The following is a 16,363-nucleotide window of genomic DNA, read 5'->3' on the forward strand; positions in this document are numbered from 1 at the left end:
AAAAGGCAATTGGCAAATCCCAGATTGGTTCTTACAAGGACACAAAGCGTTACAGGAACTTTTCATTGTTATACAAGGCAACAATTTAAACAGAAATAGCCTTTTAAAAACATATAACAAAAATTATAGTCTTTTTTTGATTCTCCTGAATATGCTTGTACTAGGAAATCTTAGTTATTCACTTTTGTAATGGTTTATAGAAGGGAGATGGAGACAATCGAACTGAAGAAATTAGGGGGAGCAGTGATCTATGGTGTCATGGCCATATTTATTATTGTGATTGTGGCAAGTTTAATCTTCTCAGTAACACTTCGTTTTACTTCTCTTCAAGAAAGCTCGATTGCATTATTAGTTTCGATTATTTCATTTATATCATTATTTATTGGCGGCTTCATGTCTGGTGGTAAAGGAAAACAAAAAGGATGGATGTTGGGTGGAACCACCGGGGTTGTCTATACACTTATCATCTTTTTGTTTCAATATCTAGGGCATGACTCCTTATTCTCAATGCAGCAGGTTGTTTATCATATCTGTTATACACTTACAGCCATGATGGGTGGAATTCTTGGTGTTAATTTAAGTGGCGGGAAGAAAGAAGCATAGGTTTAGGGTGAGGGCGTGGTGTGAAGGTTCCGGGTACAATTCCACTTATTTGTACCTGGCACACAAATCCTGTTTATACATGATTCAGAACAAAACAAGAAGCAGCCGCAGGCTGCTTCTTACTTATTATACCGTCGCTTTTTCAGCAACTTCACGTACTGCATTACGATCATATGTAAGTCGACTTCCGTCACCACATTTAATCACAATCTTGCCCTCTTCAATAGCATCTACAATCCCATGCAAGCCACCGATTGTTACGATGCGATCTCCTTTTTGAAGTTCATTCTGCATTTGTGCAACCGCTTTTTGGCGTTTTTGCTGTGGGCGAATTAACAAGAAGTAGAATAGAACAAACATTAGGAGTAATGGTAATAATGTCATTAAACCATCCATGTTTTCATCCTCCTTTCAAAATAATATATGATTAGAAATTTTTCGCATCAGGACGATTGAAGCCGTACATCTCGAAAAATTCTTCTCTAAAGTCTCCTAGACGATCTTCGCGAATCGCTTGTCTGACTTGTTCCATTAATTTTAACAGAAAATGAAGATTATGATAAGTCGTAAGGCGTATCCCCAAAGATTCGTCGCATTTTATTAAATGTCGGATGTATGCTCGTGTGTAATTTTTACATGTGTAGCAATCACAATTTTCATCTAAAGGACGATAATCACGTGCAAATTTTGCATTTTTGACAACAAGTCGGCCTTCACTCGTCATTAGCGTTCCATTGCGTGCAATACGAGTAGGAAGCACACAATCAAACATATCTACTCCACGAATAGCTCCATCTATTAAAGAGTCAGGAGATCCGACGCCCATTAAGTAACGTGGTTTATCTGACGGTAATAATGGTGTCGTGAAGTCTAACACACGATTCATAACATCCTTTGGTTCACCTACAGATAATCCACCGATTGCATAGCCAGGAAAATCAAGTGATACGAGGTCACGAGCACTTTGACGGCGAAGATCTTCATATTCTCCACCCTGTATAATTCCAAACAACCCTTGGTCTTCTGGACGTTGATGAGCCTTTAGGCAACGTTCTGCCCAGCGGGAAGTTCTTTCAACTGAGCTTTTCATATAATCATACTCTGCAGGATAAGGTGGACATTCGTCAAATGCCATCATAATGTCAGAGCCAAGGGCATTTTGAATTTCCATTGCTTTTTCAGGGCTCAAGAACAGTTTATCTCCATTCAAATGATTTCTGAAGTGAACTCCTTCTTCTTCAATATTGCGAAATTCACTCAGACTGAACACTTGGAATCCACCTGAATCAGTCAAGATTGCCCGATCCCAATTCATGAACTTATGAAGTCCACCGGCTTCTTTAACAATTTCGTGCCCTGGTCTTAACCATAAATGATACGTATTGCTCAGGATTATTCCCGCTCCCATTTCTTTTAATTCTTCTGGTGCCATTGTCTTGACGGTTGCCAAGGTTCCTACCGGCATAAATACAGGTGTATCAAATGTACCGTGAGGGGTATGAACACGACCAAGTCGAGCACCAGTTTGCTTACATGTTTTAATATGTTCATAACGTATTGCTGTCACTGATCTTTCTCCTTCCAACGTCACTTAATCAACATGGCATCGCCAAAGCTGAAGAAACGATATTTTTCCTTTACTGCGGTTTCATAAGCATTTAAGACATGATCTCTTCCTGCGAGAGCACTTACCAGCATGATCAGTGTAGATTTAGGTAGGTGAAAATTGGTTATCAATCCGTCGATTGCCTTAAATTCATACCCAGGATAAATAAAGATACTCGTCCATCCACTTTCCTCTACAAATTCACTATGCTTGGACCGAATCGTTTCTAATGTCCTCGTCGAGGTTGTTCCTACTGTTATAATTTTTCCGCCATTTGATTTTACCTTGTTCAAGAGTTGAGCTGTTCCTTCTGAAACCTGGTAAAATTCAGCATGCATATCATGTTCTTCAATACTATCTACGGAAACGGGACGGAATGTACCAAGTCCGACATGTAAGGTAATAAAAGCAATATGAACACCTTTTTCACGTATTTTCTCCAAAAGCTCTTCAGTAAAATGGAGGCCAGCTGTCGGTGCTGCTGCCGACCCGCGTTCACGGGCGAATACTGTTTGGTACCTATCTTGATCGTCTAGGCGCTCTCTAATATATGGAGGCAATGGCATTTCTCCTAGATCTTCTAATACCTCATAAAAGATTCCTTCATAAGAAAACTTCAATATTCTACCGCCATGTTCTTTCGTATCCGTACATGTGGCTGTTAATCTTCCATCACCAAACGTTATGACGCTTCCTGCTTTTATTCTTTTTGCTGGTTTAACTAGTGTCTCCCACTCGTCATTAACCTCTTGCTTCAATAATAGAACTTCAATATTAGCACCTGTATCTTCTTTTATTCCAAATAATCGTGCTGGCAGAACACGTGTATCATTAAGAACAAGACAATCCCCTTCAGATAAAAAATCAATTACTTGTTTAAATTGATTATGGGAGACTTCCCCTGTCTCACGGTTCAATACCATTAAACGACTTTCCGCTCTCTCCTTAAGAGGAGTTTGCGCAATGAGTTCTTCTGGTAAATAAAAATCAAAATCTTCTACTTTCAATATTCTCACCTTCTTAATATTACCGGTCCATTCACTACTTCAAACGTCCGAAAAAATAAAACACAATCGACAGTATAACACTAATCAGAATCGAGGTCACAATCGGAAAATAAAAAGTTGCATTTTCTTTCTTAATGACAATGTCACCTGGAAGCTTCCCAATTTTAATAAATTGCATTAGAAATCCTAAAATAAGAAGAATTCCCCCGATGGTCATTAGTGTTTTGGGTAGTCCAGTCACTTTTCAGGTACCTCCATTTGAAAATGTTCATACACTAGATGTGTCACAATACGCCCCCGTGGTGTACGTTGCAGGAAGCCAATTTGTAACAGATAAGGTTCATACACATCTTCAATTGTATGTGATTCTTCCCCGATACTAGCCGAGATTGTATCTAGCCCAACCGGACCTCCCTTGAATCGCTCAATGATTCCTTTTAATAACTTATGATCAATGTGATCAAGACCTAAGCGATCAACTTGTAAAAGCTCTAATGCTTCTTGAGCTAGCTCAGTTGTAATCGTACCATTCCCTTTAACTTGAGCAAAATCTCGTACACGTCTCAATAAGCGATTAGCGATTCTCGGAGTCCCCCTCGATCTTCTCGCTAGTTCAAATGATGCCGGTAGGTCTATGCTCGTTTGAAAAATTTCTGAAGTCCGAATGACAATCTCCCTTAGCTGCTCTTCTGTATAATATTCTAATCTTGATAAAACACCAAATCGATCTCTTAACGGGGCCGACAATGCTCCTGCTCTTGTCGTCGCTCCTACAAGGGTAAACGGCGGTAGGTCTAGGCGAACAGACCTTGCACTTGGTCCATTCCCAATGACAATATCTAGACAGAAATCTTCCATTGCAGGGTACAGTACTTCTTCTATTGAGCGTGGTAGTCTATGAATTTCATCAATAAATAACACATCACCAGGTTCCAATGCTGTCAATATCGCTGCTAAATCTCCTGGTCTTTCAATCGCAGGCCCTGAGGTTGTTCTCAGATTCACTCCCATTTCATTGGCAATGACAGCTGCTAGAGTAGTTTTTCCCAGCCCAGGTGGTCCATATAGTAATACATGGTCAAGCGTTTCCTGCCTCATTTTCGCTGCCTGAATAAAGACCTTAAGATTATCTTTCACCTTATCTTGTCCAATATACTGACTTAAGGTCTGTGGCCTTAACGAAAGCTCAAATGATCCTTCAGTAGTATCTGCTTCGGTGGATACAATGCGATCCTCCATTCCTCGTTCCTCCTTTCTATTTTAATAAGAGTTGAAGGGCTTTCTTAATCATTTCGTCTGTTGACTGCGGAACCCCTTTTAATTTTGGTGTAATCTTTTTAATTTCTCTTTCAGAATATCCTAAAGCTTTTAAAGCAAGAACGGCTTCTTCTAAAGCCTCATTATGATTGATTTCCTCTTGAGGTTCATGAAACAGACTTGGGAAATAGTCTGGAACCACATCTTGAAGCTTGCCTTTTAAATCTAAAATCATTTGACGAGCAGTCTTCTTCCCAACACCAGGAAACTTCGTTAAAAAACGATCATCTTCCTGTTCAATTGCCGATATTACTTGCTGAGGTTCTCCAGATGCAAGAACAGCTAATGCCCCTTTAGGCCCAATGCCTGATACATTAAGCAATTTAACGAACAATAATTTTTCTTCGTGAGACAAAAAGCCATATAAAGCTAAGATATCTTCTCTAACATGCTGATATGTAAAAATTTGAATCTCTTGATTTTTATATTTTGAAAATAAAAATGGATTCGGCGTAAAAATCTGATAGCCTACTCCTCCATTTTCTACTACAACATATTCTGGGCAGACATTTGTAACAATGCCTTTAATATATTCATACATGAACTCTCTCCTCAATATTTCGGCTATTTTCTATTATAATCCTGCTCTCTTTTATAGTGATGGGTGATTGCCTTAAAGAGAAAAGGAATAGAAACTTGACCAGATTTCTATCTATACGCTATTTTCCCCCGTATATGAATAACTTTAAAAAAGCATGATTATAAAATATTTCTATTAAACAGACTATGTTATTTTACCATATCAACAAACATTATCGTGAAAACTTCTCCAAAACACCTGTTCCTATTTTATCAAAAACTCAACAAAAATGAAGAGGGACGGTTCTCGGTTGCATTAAAGCATTACTGCAACCGAGAACCGTCCCTTGAATATGGTTTAAAGCTTTCAATAACGGCTTGATATTCCTGCTTCGATTTAACAGGAATTCCTTTTACAAGCTCCTCATGTTTCTTACTTTCAAGTTTTTTTACGTCTATTTGGAAAAAGGATTGGATGATTTCGGAATGACCTGGTTTACCATTAAATATGGAAAGGACTCCTTTATCCGAGATTCCAAAAAATCCATTAGTTTTTAACAGAGGTGAGATGTCATCGACCTCCTGCTGAAAAACGATCCGTTCTTCATTCATATCCACTAAGTCCCATTGTTCATATTGTGCCCAGAAATCTTCCATCGACCAAATCGTTTCCTGAACAACCTCTTCACTTACTTCACCATCTAAGTAGGTTCTCTTCAACACTACCTTCACTGTATGTGCGGAAGTTTCGACTTCTGACAGCTCTTCTGTATCCTTAATTCTCTCAGCTGCTTCCTTTTTATCTTCATGAAAAAATGTGAAGTAAAAAGCTCCGAGTAATAGAAAAACCATAAACACGAGTCGAATTTTAACCGTCATCGTGAACACCTCAAACTAAAAAATGTATTGTCATTCCATTTCTAGTTTGACCAGGATTTAGAAACTTTATCCTATATTTTATAAAAAAATGATGGGAGATAAACTATAAAGAAAACATCATCATCCTTTTTAAAAACCGAAAAAAGGGGCAACCCCGAAGGATTACCCCCTATTATTTTAATTCTCAACGATTTTTTGTGGGATTGAACATGTTGTGGATATCAAAATTAATCCCGTCACGAACGTCATTATCATTGTTTCTAACACGACTAAATATTCCTTCATCCGTTACAACCGTTACTGATCTTCCTTTGATATAAGGTTGAACAGCATTTTTGATTTCTCGTTTTGTTTCTTCCTCTTTACTGTGATCATTTAAATCAACAGCAATCATGACATCACTGCCAAATGAAACGGAGCGAACATCATTTACATTCTCAACTGATGCAGTGATATCCTCAATTTTTTCTGCCCATTCACCTTCAACAGATGGATTAGGTTTCTTAACAGAACGAATATTCCCATTAAGATGCCCATGATAGTTTGCATCACCATGTGAAGCACGGTTATCTTGATAAAGAAAGTTTCGGTCATCTGTCGATAAAGGGGTTGAAGGGTTTGGAGGATTTCCATTCTCATCTCGTGCTTGTAGATAATGACGCTTATGATCTCGAATCGCTTTTGCTTCACGACCAATAGAGTGATCATATAACTCTGTCACTGGTCCATCTCGTTCATCTCGGTTATCTCCTCCATGACCTTCATTAGAGTAATAACCTATTGGTTCATAGGTGTCATTATACCGATTTTGAGCAGCATCTTCAATCGTATTACAAGCGGATAATCCAGAAACCATTACAGCTGTTATCGGAATCAGAAATCGTTTTCTGTTCAATGAAAATACCCCTCTTTCTTTCCTCACTTTAAGGGTCAGCTTATTAAAAGTTCCCCTTATAAATATGTTGTGATGGAAAGATAAAGCTGATTCTACTTGAGAAAGATAATTAACTGGTCCTTATTCCTGATATTGTATCCATCCCCCAATTTTTTGAATAAACAGCATTCGATATGAAAATTGATTAATGCTTAAATCGACTAAATAGTTCCACACTTTGTCCTTGTAACGAATATTTTCACGTAAAAAACGATTCCATTCCCGATAAATATCAGTTGGATAGACAAGAGCCATTAAAAAAACCTTATCTTTTCTATATACATGATATAAAGAGGAGGAGAATAACTCATTAGTAGACCATTTTAGATATGGGAGGATTCGATTGGCAAATTGAAGGTCATCAACCTCTTCAGCTGCGATCGTAGCCAAGTCAAAATCAATTAAATATAGCTTCCCATTTTTTGATAAAAGAAAATTGTGATGGGCTACATCACCATGAATGATACAATAGTTGGTAGGAGCAAAAGACATATTTTTCAACCTATGCAATGACCACTCTCCCCATTGTTTATAGGCCAGTAAGTAATAAAGAGGGATAAAGGCTTGTAAGTAAGGGATATTATTCGTAAATTCTGCAAGACGTGATTCCCATTTAGATAAGTAGTTATTTTCATCGAAGTATTTAGACAGTTGTGGACTTTCAAGTAAAATCTTTTTTGTTACATCATGAAATTGTTTTAATGTTTGTAAGGCATATTGTCGTTCATATTCATGACTATAGCCAAAGTCTTGTTCATGCTCCAACCATTCCATTAAACCGTAGAGCTTCCCGTCAAAACGTATTGGGGAGGTTTGATGAATGGGATGAAAAGCTAGTACTTGGGAATATCCTCTTTTCAATAGCTCCTTAGTTAAAATCAGCTGTTTCATAAACTTTTTTTCGGTCGAAAACTCTTTTAAAAACCATTTTTCATTCTGTGTTGAAAGAAGCCATTTTCCTTGTTTAATTTCTTGTAATTGAGCATACTTTAAATTTAATTTTAATCGTAAAAAATAAAGGAGACGATTGAGATGATCGTCCCCTCTTCCATTAACCCTCAAAGTCATCATCTTGCATTCTTGGCATTCCAAATGCTCCGGGGCCAAACATTCCTGGACCCTGTTGCGGAAACGATCGAGGACCTCCTTGCATCCCTTGTGGCATCCTTTGTGGCATCCCTTGCATCCACTGGTCCATTCCCTGTGGCATTCCTTGCATCCCTTGCTCCATTCCCTGCGGCATTCCTTGCATCCCTTGCTCCATTCCCTGCGGCATCCCTTGCTCCATTCCCTGTGGCATCCCTTGCATCCACTGGTCCATTCCCTGTGGCATCCCTTGCATCCCTTGCTCCATTCCCTGTGGCATTCCTTGCATCCCTTGCTCCATTCCCTGCGGCATTCCTTGCATCCCTTGCTCCATTCCCTGCGGCATTCCTTGCATCCACTGGTCCATTCCCTGCGGCGACCCTTGCATCCCTTGCTCCATTCCTTGTGGTATTCCTTGGTCCATCCCTTTCATGCCTTGCTCCATTCCTTGCATTCCATATGGGTTTCCATAAGGATTCATACCTTGTGGGATTCCATAGCCGTTAGATCCCATACCTACATGTTGCATTCCATATGGTTGAGGAGCAGGACCACAACCACAATCATCTTGGTGCATTGGATTTTGATGCATTGGATTTTGGTGCATTGGATTTTGATGCACTGGCATTTGACCATACGGCATACCCTCTGGTGATTCATCTGTCATGGCTCCTTGCACTTGGCCAGGGTAGCCTCCATTATTATGAAAACCTGTTCCAGGCATTACTGGGGAAGCAGGGTAACAATTATCTCCGAACGGCATCTGTCCATATGGCATCTGTTGTGGCATTTGGCCATACGGCATTCCTCCATTTGGCATTTGTACTGTTGGATAAGGATTATCCTGAACTCCTTGAACAGCACCTTGTTGATGCATTGGTGACATCATATGGTGCGAAGGATTAGATGGCATCATTTCCGATGATTCGTCATCGAATCCCATATATGGCATTACCGGTGTCTGTCCATGCATTTGCGGCATCATAGAAGCTCCTTGAACTTGCCCTGGGTAGCCACCGCCATGCATTGGATGACCACCATACATTCCATGTGGCGGACAGAATCCCGGTCCAGGCATAATAGGTGAGACCGGATAACATTGATCAGCAGGCATCATAGGTTGTTGGTAGATCGGCATTTGTGGCATCTTAAGCTCCTCTTCTTTTTTTGCTTCTTTTTTAACTCCTTTTACTTCTTCTTTCTTTACACCCTTAACTTCTTTCTTTTTCTCTTTAACGGAAGGTAAAACATTTGTCGGTTTTTTCGGCATCTTCGGCTTTTGCTGCTGTGCCTGCATATTTGCCATATTCATCATATAATAATTATTGATATCAATTTCTGGAATAACGGGCTGTGGCATTTTTGGAGTATATTGTTTTTTGGGCATTTCCTTTGGCTGTTCTTTTACTGGAGCAACCGGCATTTCTTTTGGTTTCGCTACAGGCATTTGTTGTACCGGCTTTTGTTGTGCGAAAGGGTGCTTTGCTTTAGGCATTTCTTTCTTTGATCCATAATTAATTGGTGTTTGACCGGATTTTGCCTCCTTTTTCACCGTTCCTCCAGATGTTGGAACTTTTATCTTCATTCCGGGCATAATCATGTCAGGGTTTGAAAGCTGGGCATTCATTTTTTTCAGCTCTTCGAAATTCACACCATACTTTTTGGCGATCTTCCAAAGAGTGTCCCCTTTTTGTACAATGTGGATTTTCACTCTTTTTCCCTCCTCAGGCATAAGTCTATATATCCTATGATAAAGTAGGCAAAGTGCGAACCATCTACATAAAAACTTATGAAATTCCTAAAAAAAATATGTCTCCTCAGACGCCTGAGGAGACATACGACTTAATAATTTTTATTGTTTTCAGGCACGATGTAACATTCTTTCAAGTGCAAGGACTGCATTGTTAGACACATCTTCATCTACTTGGATTGTATTAACTGGATTACCAGCATCGATTGATTCTAATGACCATAATAGATGAGGTAAATCAATTCTGTTCATTGTTAAACATGGGCACATTTGAGGATTCAAAGAAATGATATGTTTATCCAAATGGTTGCTAATTAATCGTTGAACCAGATTCATTTCAGTTCCAATCGCCCATGAGGTTCCGGGTTTAGCATGTTTAATCATCTCAATAATATATTTTGTACTTCCATTGTAATCAGATGCATCTACAACTTCTTTTCTACATTCTGGATGTACAATAATATTCATTTCAGGGTACTTTTCACGAACAGAGTGAATATTGTTCAATGTAAAATTTTCATGTACAGAACAATGCCCCTTCCAAAGGATCACTTTTATATCCTCAACCTTCCCTTCAAAAAGGAGTTCATCGTTGATTGGATCCCATACTGCCATTTCATGTAAACCAATTCCGATATCTGCAGCCGTATTTCGTCCAAGATGCTGATCAGGTAAAAATAGAATTCTTTCCTTTTGTGTAAGTGCCCATTCCACCATTTTGTGAGCATTTGAAGAGGTAACGGTTGCTCCACCATTTTTCCCTACAAATGATTTTATGGAGGCAGTTGAATTAACATAAGTTAAAGGAAGGATCGTTTCCCCTAACAAACTAATTAGTTTCTCCCAAGCTCTTTCAGTTTGATAGATATCAGCCATATCTGCCATTGAACATCCAGCTCTCATGTCAGGCAGTATAACGGCTTGCTTCTCAGTCGTAAGAATATCGGCTGTTTCTGCCATAAAATGAACACCACAGAACACGATATATTTAGCATCCTTATTCTTGGCTGATACTTGGGCAAGCTGGAGAGAGTCTCCTACTGCATCAGCAAACTGAATTACTTCATCCTTTTGATAATGATGACCAGGGATAAACAATGATTTTCCCAATTCATTTTTTATTCTTCGGACTCGAAATTCCATTTCTTCTTTTGATAATCGAAGATATTCTTCCGGAATCGTCGTTTGTGACGTGGTTAATTCTTGTAGTAATCCCATCATTCATACTCCCTCCTATTGGATAAGACGACTTTCTAAAAGGTGTACCTTTGCGTTAATATCTAATGATTGAATAGAGTGTGTTAAACATCCTAACGAAATGTAGTTAACGCCTGTACGAGCGTATTCATAAAGCTCTTCTAACTGTATTCCACCCGAAGCTTCTGTCGTGATATGTCCGGGAACATGCTGTAGCCACTGACAAATCGTTTCAGGTGTACAATTATCAAACATGATAATATCTATATTATTTTGTATCGCTTCAAATAATTGACTTTCTGTTTCAATCTCCACTTCAATCTTCGTTGTGTGCCCAAGCTGTTCTTTTACCTTTTGCACAGCATTTGTAATGGAACCAGCAAATGCAATATGATTATCCTTTAGCATCACTGCATCATAAAGCCCATTTCGGTGGTTAAATCCTCCTCCACACCTTACAGCATATTTCTCCAACATTCTTAGGCCAGGAGTAGTTTTACGAGTATCACAGATTCTCACGTTTGTTCCATCTACTATCTTTACCGCTTTTGCTGTCATTGTTGCAATCCCACTCAATCGCTGGATAAGATTCAATACGACTCTTTCAGCTTGAAGAAGATCTCTCATTGGTCCATTAATTACAGCAATTTCGCTTCCTTTTTCGACGAATTCGCCATCTCTTACAAAAATTTGAGGATCGATTGAAGAATTAATGATAGAAAAACCATATTGAATAATTTCTTGACCACAAAAAACCCCAGATCCTTTTGCAACTAAATGTAATGTCCCTTCGCTATTTTGATGGAATAAGGTTTGGGAGGAAAGATCACCATCTCCAATGTCTTCTAATAAAAAGCCTTCAAGCATAGATTTTAATTTCACGTTGTTCATCATACTCCACCTTCATCCTTTGATTTCTTTGTTCATGAACAATCCTTTTCTTAAACCAATTTGAATCATCAACTTGCGGAAAGTCTGATCGAATATGACCACCTCTGCTTTCTGTTCGTAAAGAAGCAGATTTTGTCATAAGCAAGGCATTGATCCACATAAAGTACGTTTGAATGGACTTACGATCCCAATCTTCTATATTTTCAAATGGGGACATTGATGTAGACTTCAGCCATAAATCTTGAGCATCCAATCCCTTTTTCTCACGGATAATCCCAACATACCTCATCATATTTTCTTGGATCTCTTTCATAGAAAAAGGAAGAGGTACTTTAGACTTTTTACAAACTTTAATCGGTGAAAATTCTTTACAATCTTCTATCTTCAGGTGTTTGATAAGGAATGAAGCGAGTCGTTTTCCATATACAAGGCCTTCAAGTAGAGAATTACTAGCTAACCTGTTTGCCCCATGAACTCCGCTACATGCCACTTCCCCGATTGCATAAAGCCCTTTTAAATTTGTCCGTCCGACTTCATCAATCACAATTCCTCCCATCATAAAATGAGAACCAGGTGAAACAGGAATCTTTCCATCCTCTAAACAAATTCCGTTTTGCACACACATTGATGAGATGGAAGGAAATTTGGATTGAAAATGGTCAATACTGCTAATATCTAAGAATACTTTTCTTCCACTCTCATTTTGTATAAAAATTTCATGGGCTACAATATGACGCGGTCCTAGCTCCAGTTGCGGATGTTTCCCTTCCATAATTCGATCTCCAAGATCATTTATAAGAGTGGCACCAGCCCCTCTCACCGCTTCTGATATCAAGCCGATTGCCTTTCCATTAATCGTAAGAAGAGTGGGATGAAATTGAAAAAACTCTAAGTCCGTTATTCTAACTCCAGCACGGTAAGCCATCGCTAATCCATCACCAGATACTGATGAATGGTTGGTCGTCGGGAGGTACAATCCACCTGCTCCTCCTGTTGCTAACACAATATGTGAAGAAAAATATTCCCTGGTTTCTTCTGCACCATTTTTAGTCTTTACACCGATACATGAACCGCTAGAATTTAACAATAGCTCAATAGCCATTTCATTTTCAATCCATTCAACATTTGGAGTTGAAAGGGTTTCCAGCAAAAAGTTGATTAGATGTTTTCCGGTTTGATCTCCACCAGAATGCAGAATCCGATGGGTACTATGCGCTCCTTCCATTCCAAGGGAAAATTCGTCATTCCCATTACGATCAAAAGGTGCTTTCAACGCAATCAGTTCTTCCACCGCTTCCTTGCCTTCTTCAACAAGGCGCTTTACCCGTTCATCATTTCCATGCCATTCTCCGGCAATCATCGTATCAATAAAATGTTGGTCGCTATGGTCTTCTTTAGAAATGGCTGCAGCAATTCCTCCCTGCGCCATATAAGAGTTACTACTCCGTCTATGATTCTTTGTGATAATCATCACATGTAATTGCTGACTAAGTGTTCGCGCTAATTGCAGTGCTGCAATACCGCTACCTACGATAATTACATCTGCTTTTTTCATTGATTTTCCTCCTGTTAATTTACAGGTGTCTTGACACATATATTTACATATTATTAAACTGATTACAAGTGTTTTTTTCTAACATTCTATATTTCAAATTGTTTTCATAAAATTCACTATTATTGGACAAGATTGCTTTAAACTGCTGCGAATTCCAACAAGTATAAACCTAGATCGTGTTGTCTAACACAAGTTTTCTCGCCACTTTGGGTCCAAGAGCTAGTATATGATTCGTTTCAATACTATATAAAATGTAGAAAGGGAGGGAATTCATTTGAAGTATTTTGATTATGCTGCAACAACACCAATGGATTCAGAGGTGTTAAAAATTTACCAGGAGGTTGCATCGGAATATTGGGGAAATACAAGCAGTCTTCATGATGTGGGAACGAAGGCAGAAGAGCTACTCGAAAATTGTAGGGATAAATTAGCTTCTCTTTTAAATGTTTCTTCACGAGGCGTTTATTTTACATCGGGAGGAACAGAGTCCAATCAACTTGCTATTCCCTCACTTGCATTTAGTCAGCAACATAAAGGAAAACATATTATCACAAGCATGGCAGAGCACTCATCTGTATCTTCTGCTCTTGACTATTTATCTGGTTATGGCTATGAGATAACGAAAATCCCTTATTTAAGTAACGGTCAACTTGACCTTTCCGCCCTTAAGCAATCGATTCGAGAGGATACAATCTTAATAACTATTGGTCATGTGAATGGGGAGATTGGGTCGATCCAGCCTCTTGAAGATATTAACAATTTAATTAAAAATAAAAACATCTTTTTCCATAGTGATTGTGTCCAATCATTTGGAAAAATGGATTTAAAAAAAATCTGTTCATTCGTTGATAGTATTTCGATATCCTCCCATAAAATATATGGACCTAAAGGTGTGGGTGCAGTTTATATTCGTCCAACGATTCATGTGAAAGGCTTATTTCCCCATCAATCACATGAAAATGGGTTTAGAGGAGGTACAATAAATACTCCTGGAATCGCCGCCTTTGTAGGAGCGGCCATCCAACCTAATCATGATCACTGGGATAAAGCTGTCCAACTAAGAAAGCTTTTCACTTCACAATTAACAAATGAACTTAAGAATTGCGTCACAATCTATGAATCTGAGCCTTCTATACAGCTTCCTCATGTGATTGGATTAGCCATTAATGGCCATGAAGGGCAATGGGTTATGTTAGAATGTAATCGTAAAGGCTTCTTTATTTCGACGGGAAGCGCCTGTCGACAAGGTCTTCAAACGCCTTCTAAAACGATGATTGCAATGGGGGTCGCGGAAGAAAAACAAAAAGAATTTATTCGTATTTCATTCGGAAAAGGAACACAAGTAGAAGATGTAATAGCACTAGTTGAAACATTAAAGAAGGTATCAGAAAAAACATTATAAATTCCTAGAAAAGTCAATTAAATACTGGACGGTGAACGTAATGAGTGACAAGAAAAAAATACTGGGAGATCAACGACGAGAGCTCATCTTGAATAAATTAGTAAATAACGGAGCGCCAATTACAGGAGGCGCACTCGCAAAGCTAACGAATGTAAGCAGACAAGTTATTGTGAGTGATATCACACTTTTAAAAGCCAAAAACGAGCCAATTATCGCTACTAGTCAAGGGTATATGTATATGCCTCAAACAGCTATAGGCGTAGTGGAAAGGACCGTTGCATGTCAGCATTCTCCTGAACGCGCGGAAGAAGAGCTTAATCTCCTCGTCGACCATGGAGTAACCGTTAAAGACGTTAAAATCGAACATAGCGTTTATGGAGATTTAACCGCTTCGATAATGGTATCTAACCGCAAAGAAGTAACAAATTTTCTTAAAAAAATCAAAAATACGGGTTCAGCTTATCTCTCGCAGTTAACAGAAGGAGTTCACCTTCATACACTTGCTGCCTCAAGTGAAAAACAGTTAATTGAAGCTGAAGATGCATTAAAAAGAGCTGGATTTTTAATCGAATTCAATTAACTAGATGAGGATTAAAGTATAAGCATATCAGAGCTAAATAGAACTAAAAGGGCTTTCCAAATTCATTTGCCAGGAACCGCAATTTTTATATAGAACGCATTAAACATTGTGGTTCTGTAGCCATTAGGGAAAGCCCCTTTTCTTCTGATAATCCACTTACACCTAAAGTGTATAGGACTGATAGGAACCTAGGACTTTCACATTGCAATCTAGAGCTTCTATTTCCGCAATGGCACCCGGGATCAACACTTCATCGATTTGCTGTTCAATATCAATGATAAAGAAATAATTACCCAAGCCCGTTTTCAATGGTCTAGATTCAATTTTACTTAAATTTATATTTCTCCATGAGAATGCAGAAAGTACTTGATGCAATGCCCCTGATCGATCAGATGGAAGAGTAACCATAACGGTCGTTTTCCCGTTTGATTTTGAAATCGGAACATCAATGTTTCGTGGGTCCTTACTTAACACAATAAATCTTGTATGGTTAAAATGGAAATCATGAATGTCATCCTGTACAATCATCAATTGATATTTCTCAGAAGCTAAACGGTTTCCAATGGCTGCAATAGGGTGCTCAGGATTTTCACTAACATATTTAGCAGCTGCCGCAGTAGAGGTAGTTTGTTCTAATGACACTCCTCTAAAATAATGATGTAAATATTTGTGACATTGTGCCAATGCATGTGAGTGGGATAGAATCTTATGAACATCCTGCCATTTTTCTTGCTGATTAGGATGTATCATTAAGTGTTGTTGAATCGGAGATGTTATCTCAGCTACAATCGATAAATCTGCCTCATGAAATAAATAATCAATAGTAATATGTACAGACCCTTCTAAGGCATTTTCAAGTGGTACCACGGCTAAGTCTACTTTGTCTTCCATAACAGCTTCTATACACTCCGGAATTGTTACATAGGGATATCGTTCATCACCTGCAAACGCGCTTCTTACCGCTAAATCTGTAAACGATGCTTCGGGACCTAAATACGCTATCTTCACTTGTTCTCTCCTCTTTCCTAATGTTATCT

17 protein-coding genes are annotated in these 16,363 nt (G+C 38.7%); 3 read left to right on the plus strand and 14 right to left on the minus strand.

The genetic code is table 11. The features are described from left to right. Nucleotides 1-189 precede the first annotated feature (189 nt). A complete protein-coding gene (locus tag JOC86_RS06525; RefSeq protein ID WP_239587406.1) occupies nucleotides 190-603 on the plus strand; it encodes a TIGR04086 family membrane protein in 414 nt (137 codons plus the stop codon). Between the two features lie 126 nt (nucleotides 604-729). On the opposite strand, the gene yajC is transcribed toward JOC86_RS06525, so the two are convergent. The 13 genes from yajC to nadB form a co-directional block, all read right to left on the minus strand. Further along, on the minus strand, nucleotides 730-999 hold the full coding sequence (yajC, locus tag JOC86_RS06530) for a preprotein translocase subunit YajC (RefSeq protein WP_205169242.1): 270 nt from the start codon (nucleotides 997-999) through the stop codon (nucleotides 730-732). Nucleotides 1,000-1,030: 31 nt separating this feature from the next. Further along, complete coding sequence (tgt, locus tag JOC86_RS06535) at nucleotides 1,031-2,170, minus strand: tRNA guanosine(34) transglycosylase Tgt (protein WP_205169244.1); 1,140 nt, start codon at nucleotides 2,168-2,170, stop codon at nucleotides 1,031-1,033. 20 nt (nucleotides 2,171-2,190) lie between these two features. After that, nucleotides 2,191-3,216, minus strand: a complete 1,026-nt coding sequence (gene queA, locus JOC86_RS06540) for a tRNA preQ1(34) S-adenosylmethionine ribosyltransferase-isomerase QueA (protein WP_205169246.1) — start codon at nucleotides 3,214-3,216, stop codon at nucleotides 2,191-2,193. A gap of 34 nt (nucleotides 3,217-3,250) precedes the next feature. Further along, nucleotides 3,251-3,457, minus strand: coding sequence for a DUF2905 family protein (locus tag JOC86_RS06545; RefSeq protein ID WP_205169248.1), 207 nt, complete (start codon nucleotides 3,455-3,457; stop codon nucleotides 3,251-3,253). Continuing rightward, complete coding sequence (gene ruvB, locus JOC86_RS06550) at nucleotides 3,454-4,455, minus strand: Holliday junction branch migration DNA helicase RuvB (RefSeq protein ID WP_205169250.1); 1,002 nt, start codon at nucleotides 4,453-4,455, stop codon at nucleotides 3,454-3,456. Before ruvB ends, JOC86_RS06545 begins: the two co-directional genes overlap by 4 nt. A gap of 16 nt (nucleotides 4,456-4,471) precedes the next feature. Beyond that, nucleotides 4,472-5,074 (minus strand): Holliday junction branch migration protein RuvA, encoded by a 603-nt coding sequence (gene ruvA, locus JOC86_RS06555; protein ID WP_205169252.1) that lies wholly within the window; start codon nucleotides 5,072-5,074, stop codon nucleotides 4,472-4,474. Nucleotides 5,075-5,376: 302 nt separating this feature from the next. After that, nucleotides 5,377-5,931 (minus strand): intercompartmental signaling factor BofC, encoded by a 555-nt coding sequence (locus tag JOC86_RS06560; RefSeq protein WP_205169254.1) that lies wholly within the window; start codon nucleotides 5,929-5,931, stop codon nucleotides 5,377-5,379. Nucleotides 5,932-6,115: 184 nt separating this feature from the next. Then, on the minus strand, nucleotides 6,116-6,826 hold the full coding sequence (locus tag JOC86_RS06565) for a YhcN/YlaJ family sporulation lipoprotein (protein WP_205169256.1): 711 nt from the start codon (nucleotides 6,824-6,826) through the stop codon (nucleotides 6,116-6,118). A gap of 120 nt (nucleotides 6,827-6,946) precedes the next feature. Further along, the gene (locus JOC86_RS06570; protein ID WP_205169258.1) at nucleotides 6,947-7,936 is read right to left on the minus strand and encodes a phosphotransferase; all 990 of its coding nucleotides are present in this window, start codon (nucleotides 7,934-7,936) and stop codon (nucleotides 6,947-6,949) included. Next, nucleotides 7,917-9,662, minus strand: coding sequence for a SafA/ExsA family spore coat assembly protein (safA, locus tag JOC86_RS06575; protein WP_338021717.1), 1,746 nt, complete (start codon nucleotides 9,660-9,662; stop codon nucleotides 7,917-7,919). The genes JOC86_RS06570 and safA overlap by 20 nt, the downstream gene beginning before the upstream one ends. 150 nt (nucleotides 9,663-9,812) lie before the next feature. Then, the gene (gene nadA, locus JOC86_RS06580) at nucleotides 9,813-10,919 is read right to left on the minus strand and encodes a quinolinate synthase NadA (protein WP_205170179.1); all 1,107 of its coding nucleotides are present in this window, start codon (nucleotides 10,917-10,919) and stop codon (nucleotides 9,813-9,815) included. A 15-nt stretch (nucleotides 10,920-10,934) separates the two neighbouring features. After that, nucleotides 10,935-11,789: a carboxylating nicotinate-nucleotide diphosphorylase gene (gene nadC, locus JOC86_RS06585; RefSeq protein ID WP_205169268.1), complete on the minus strand. Its 855-nt coding sequence runs from the start codon at nucleotides 11,787-11,789 to the stop codon at nucleotides 10,935-10,937. Next, nucleotides 11,758-13,344, minus strand: a complete 1,587-nt coding sequence (gene nadB, locus JOC86_RS06590) for an L-aspartate oxidase (protein WP_205169270.1) — start codon at nucleotides 13,342-13,344, stop codon at nucleotides 11,758-11,760. Before nadB ends, nadC begins: the two co-directional genes overlap by 32 nt. A gap of 274 nt (nucleotides 13,345-13,618) precedes the next feature. Here nadB and JOC86_RS06595 point away from each other — a divergent pair, with 274 nt between their 5' ends. Continuing rightward, nucleotides 13,619-14,746 carry an IscS subfamily cysteine desulfurase gene (locus JOC86_RS06595; protein WP_205169272.1) on the plus strand — a complete coding sequence of 376 codons (1,128 nt, stop codon included), beginning with the start codon at nucleotides 13,619-13,621 and terminating at the stop codon, nucleotides 14,744-14,746. A gap of 40 nt (nucleotides 14,747-14,786) precedes the next feature. Then, nucleotides 14,787-15,326, plus strand: coding sequence for a transcription repressor NadR (locus JOC86_RS06600; protein WP_205169274.1), 540 nt, complete (start codon nucleotides 14,787-14,789; stop codon nucleotides 15,324-15,326). Nucleotides 15,327-15,488: 162 nt separating this feature from the next. On the opposite strand, the gene pheA is transcribed toward JOC86_RS06600, so the two are convergent. Next, nucleotides 15,489-16,334 (minus strand): prephenate dehydratase, encoded by an 846-nt coding sequence (gene pheA / locus JOC86_RS06605; protein ID WP_205169276.1) that lies wholly within the window; start codon nucleotides 16,332-16,334, stop codon nucleotides 15,489-15,491. Nucleotides 16,335-16,363 lie beyond the last annotated feature (29 nt).

Origin of the sequence: Rossellomorea pakistanensis (genome assembly GCF_016908495.1) — a bacterium.
Taxonomy (GTDB): Bacteria; Bacillota; Bacilli; order Bacillales; family Bacillaceae_B; genus Rossellomorea; species Rossellomorea pakistanensis.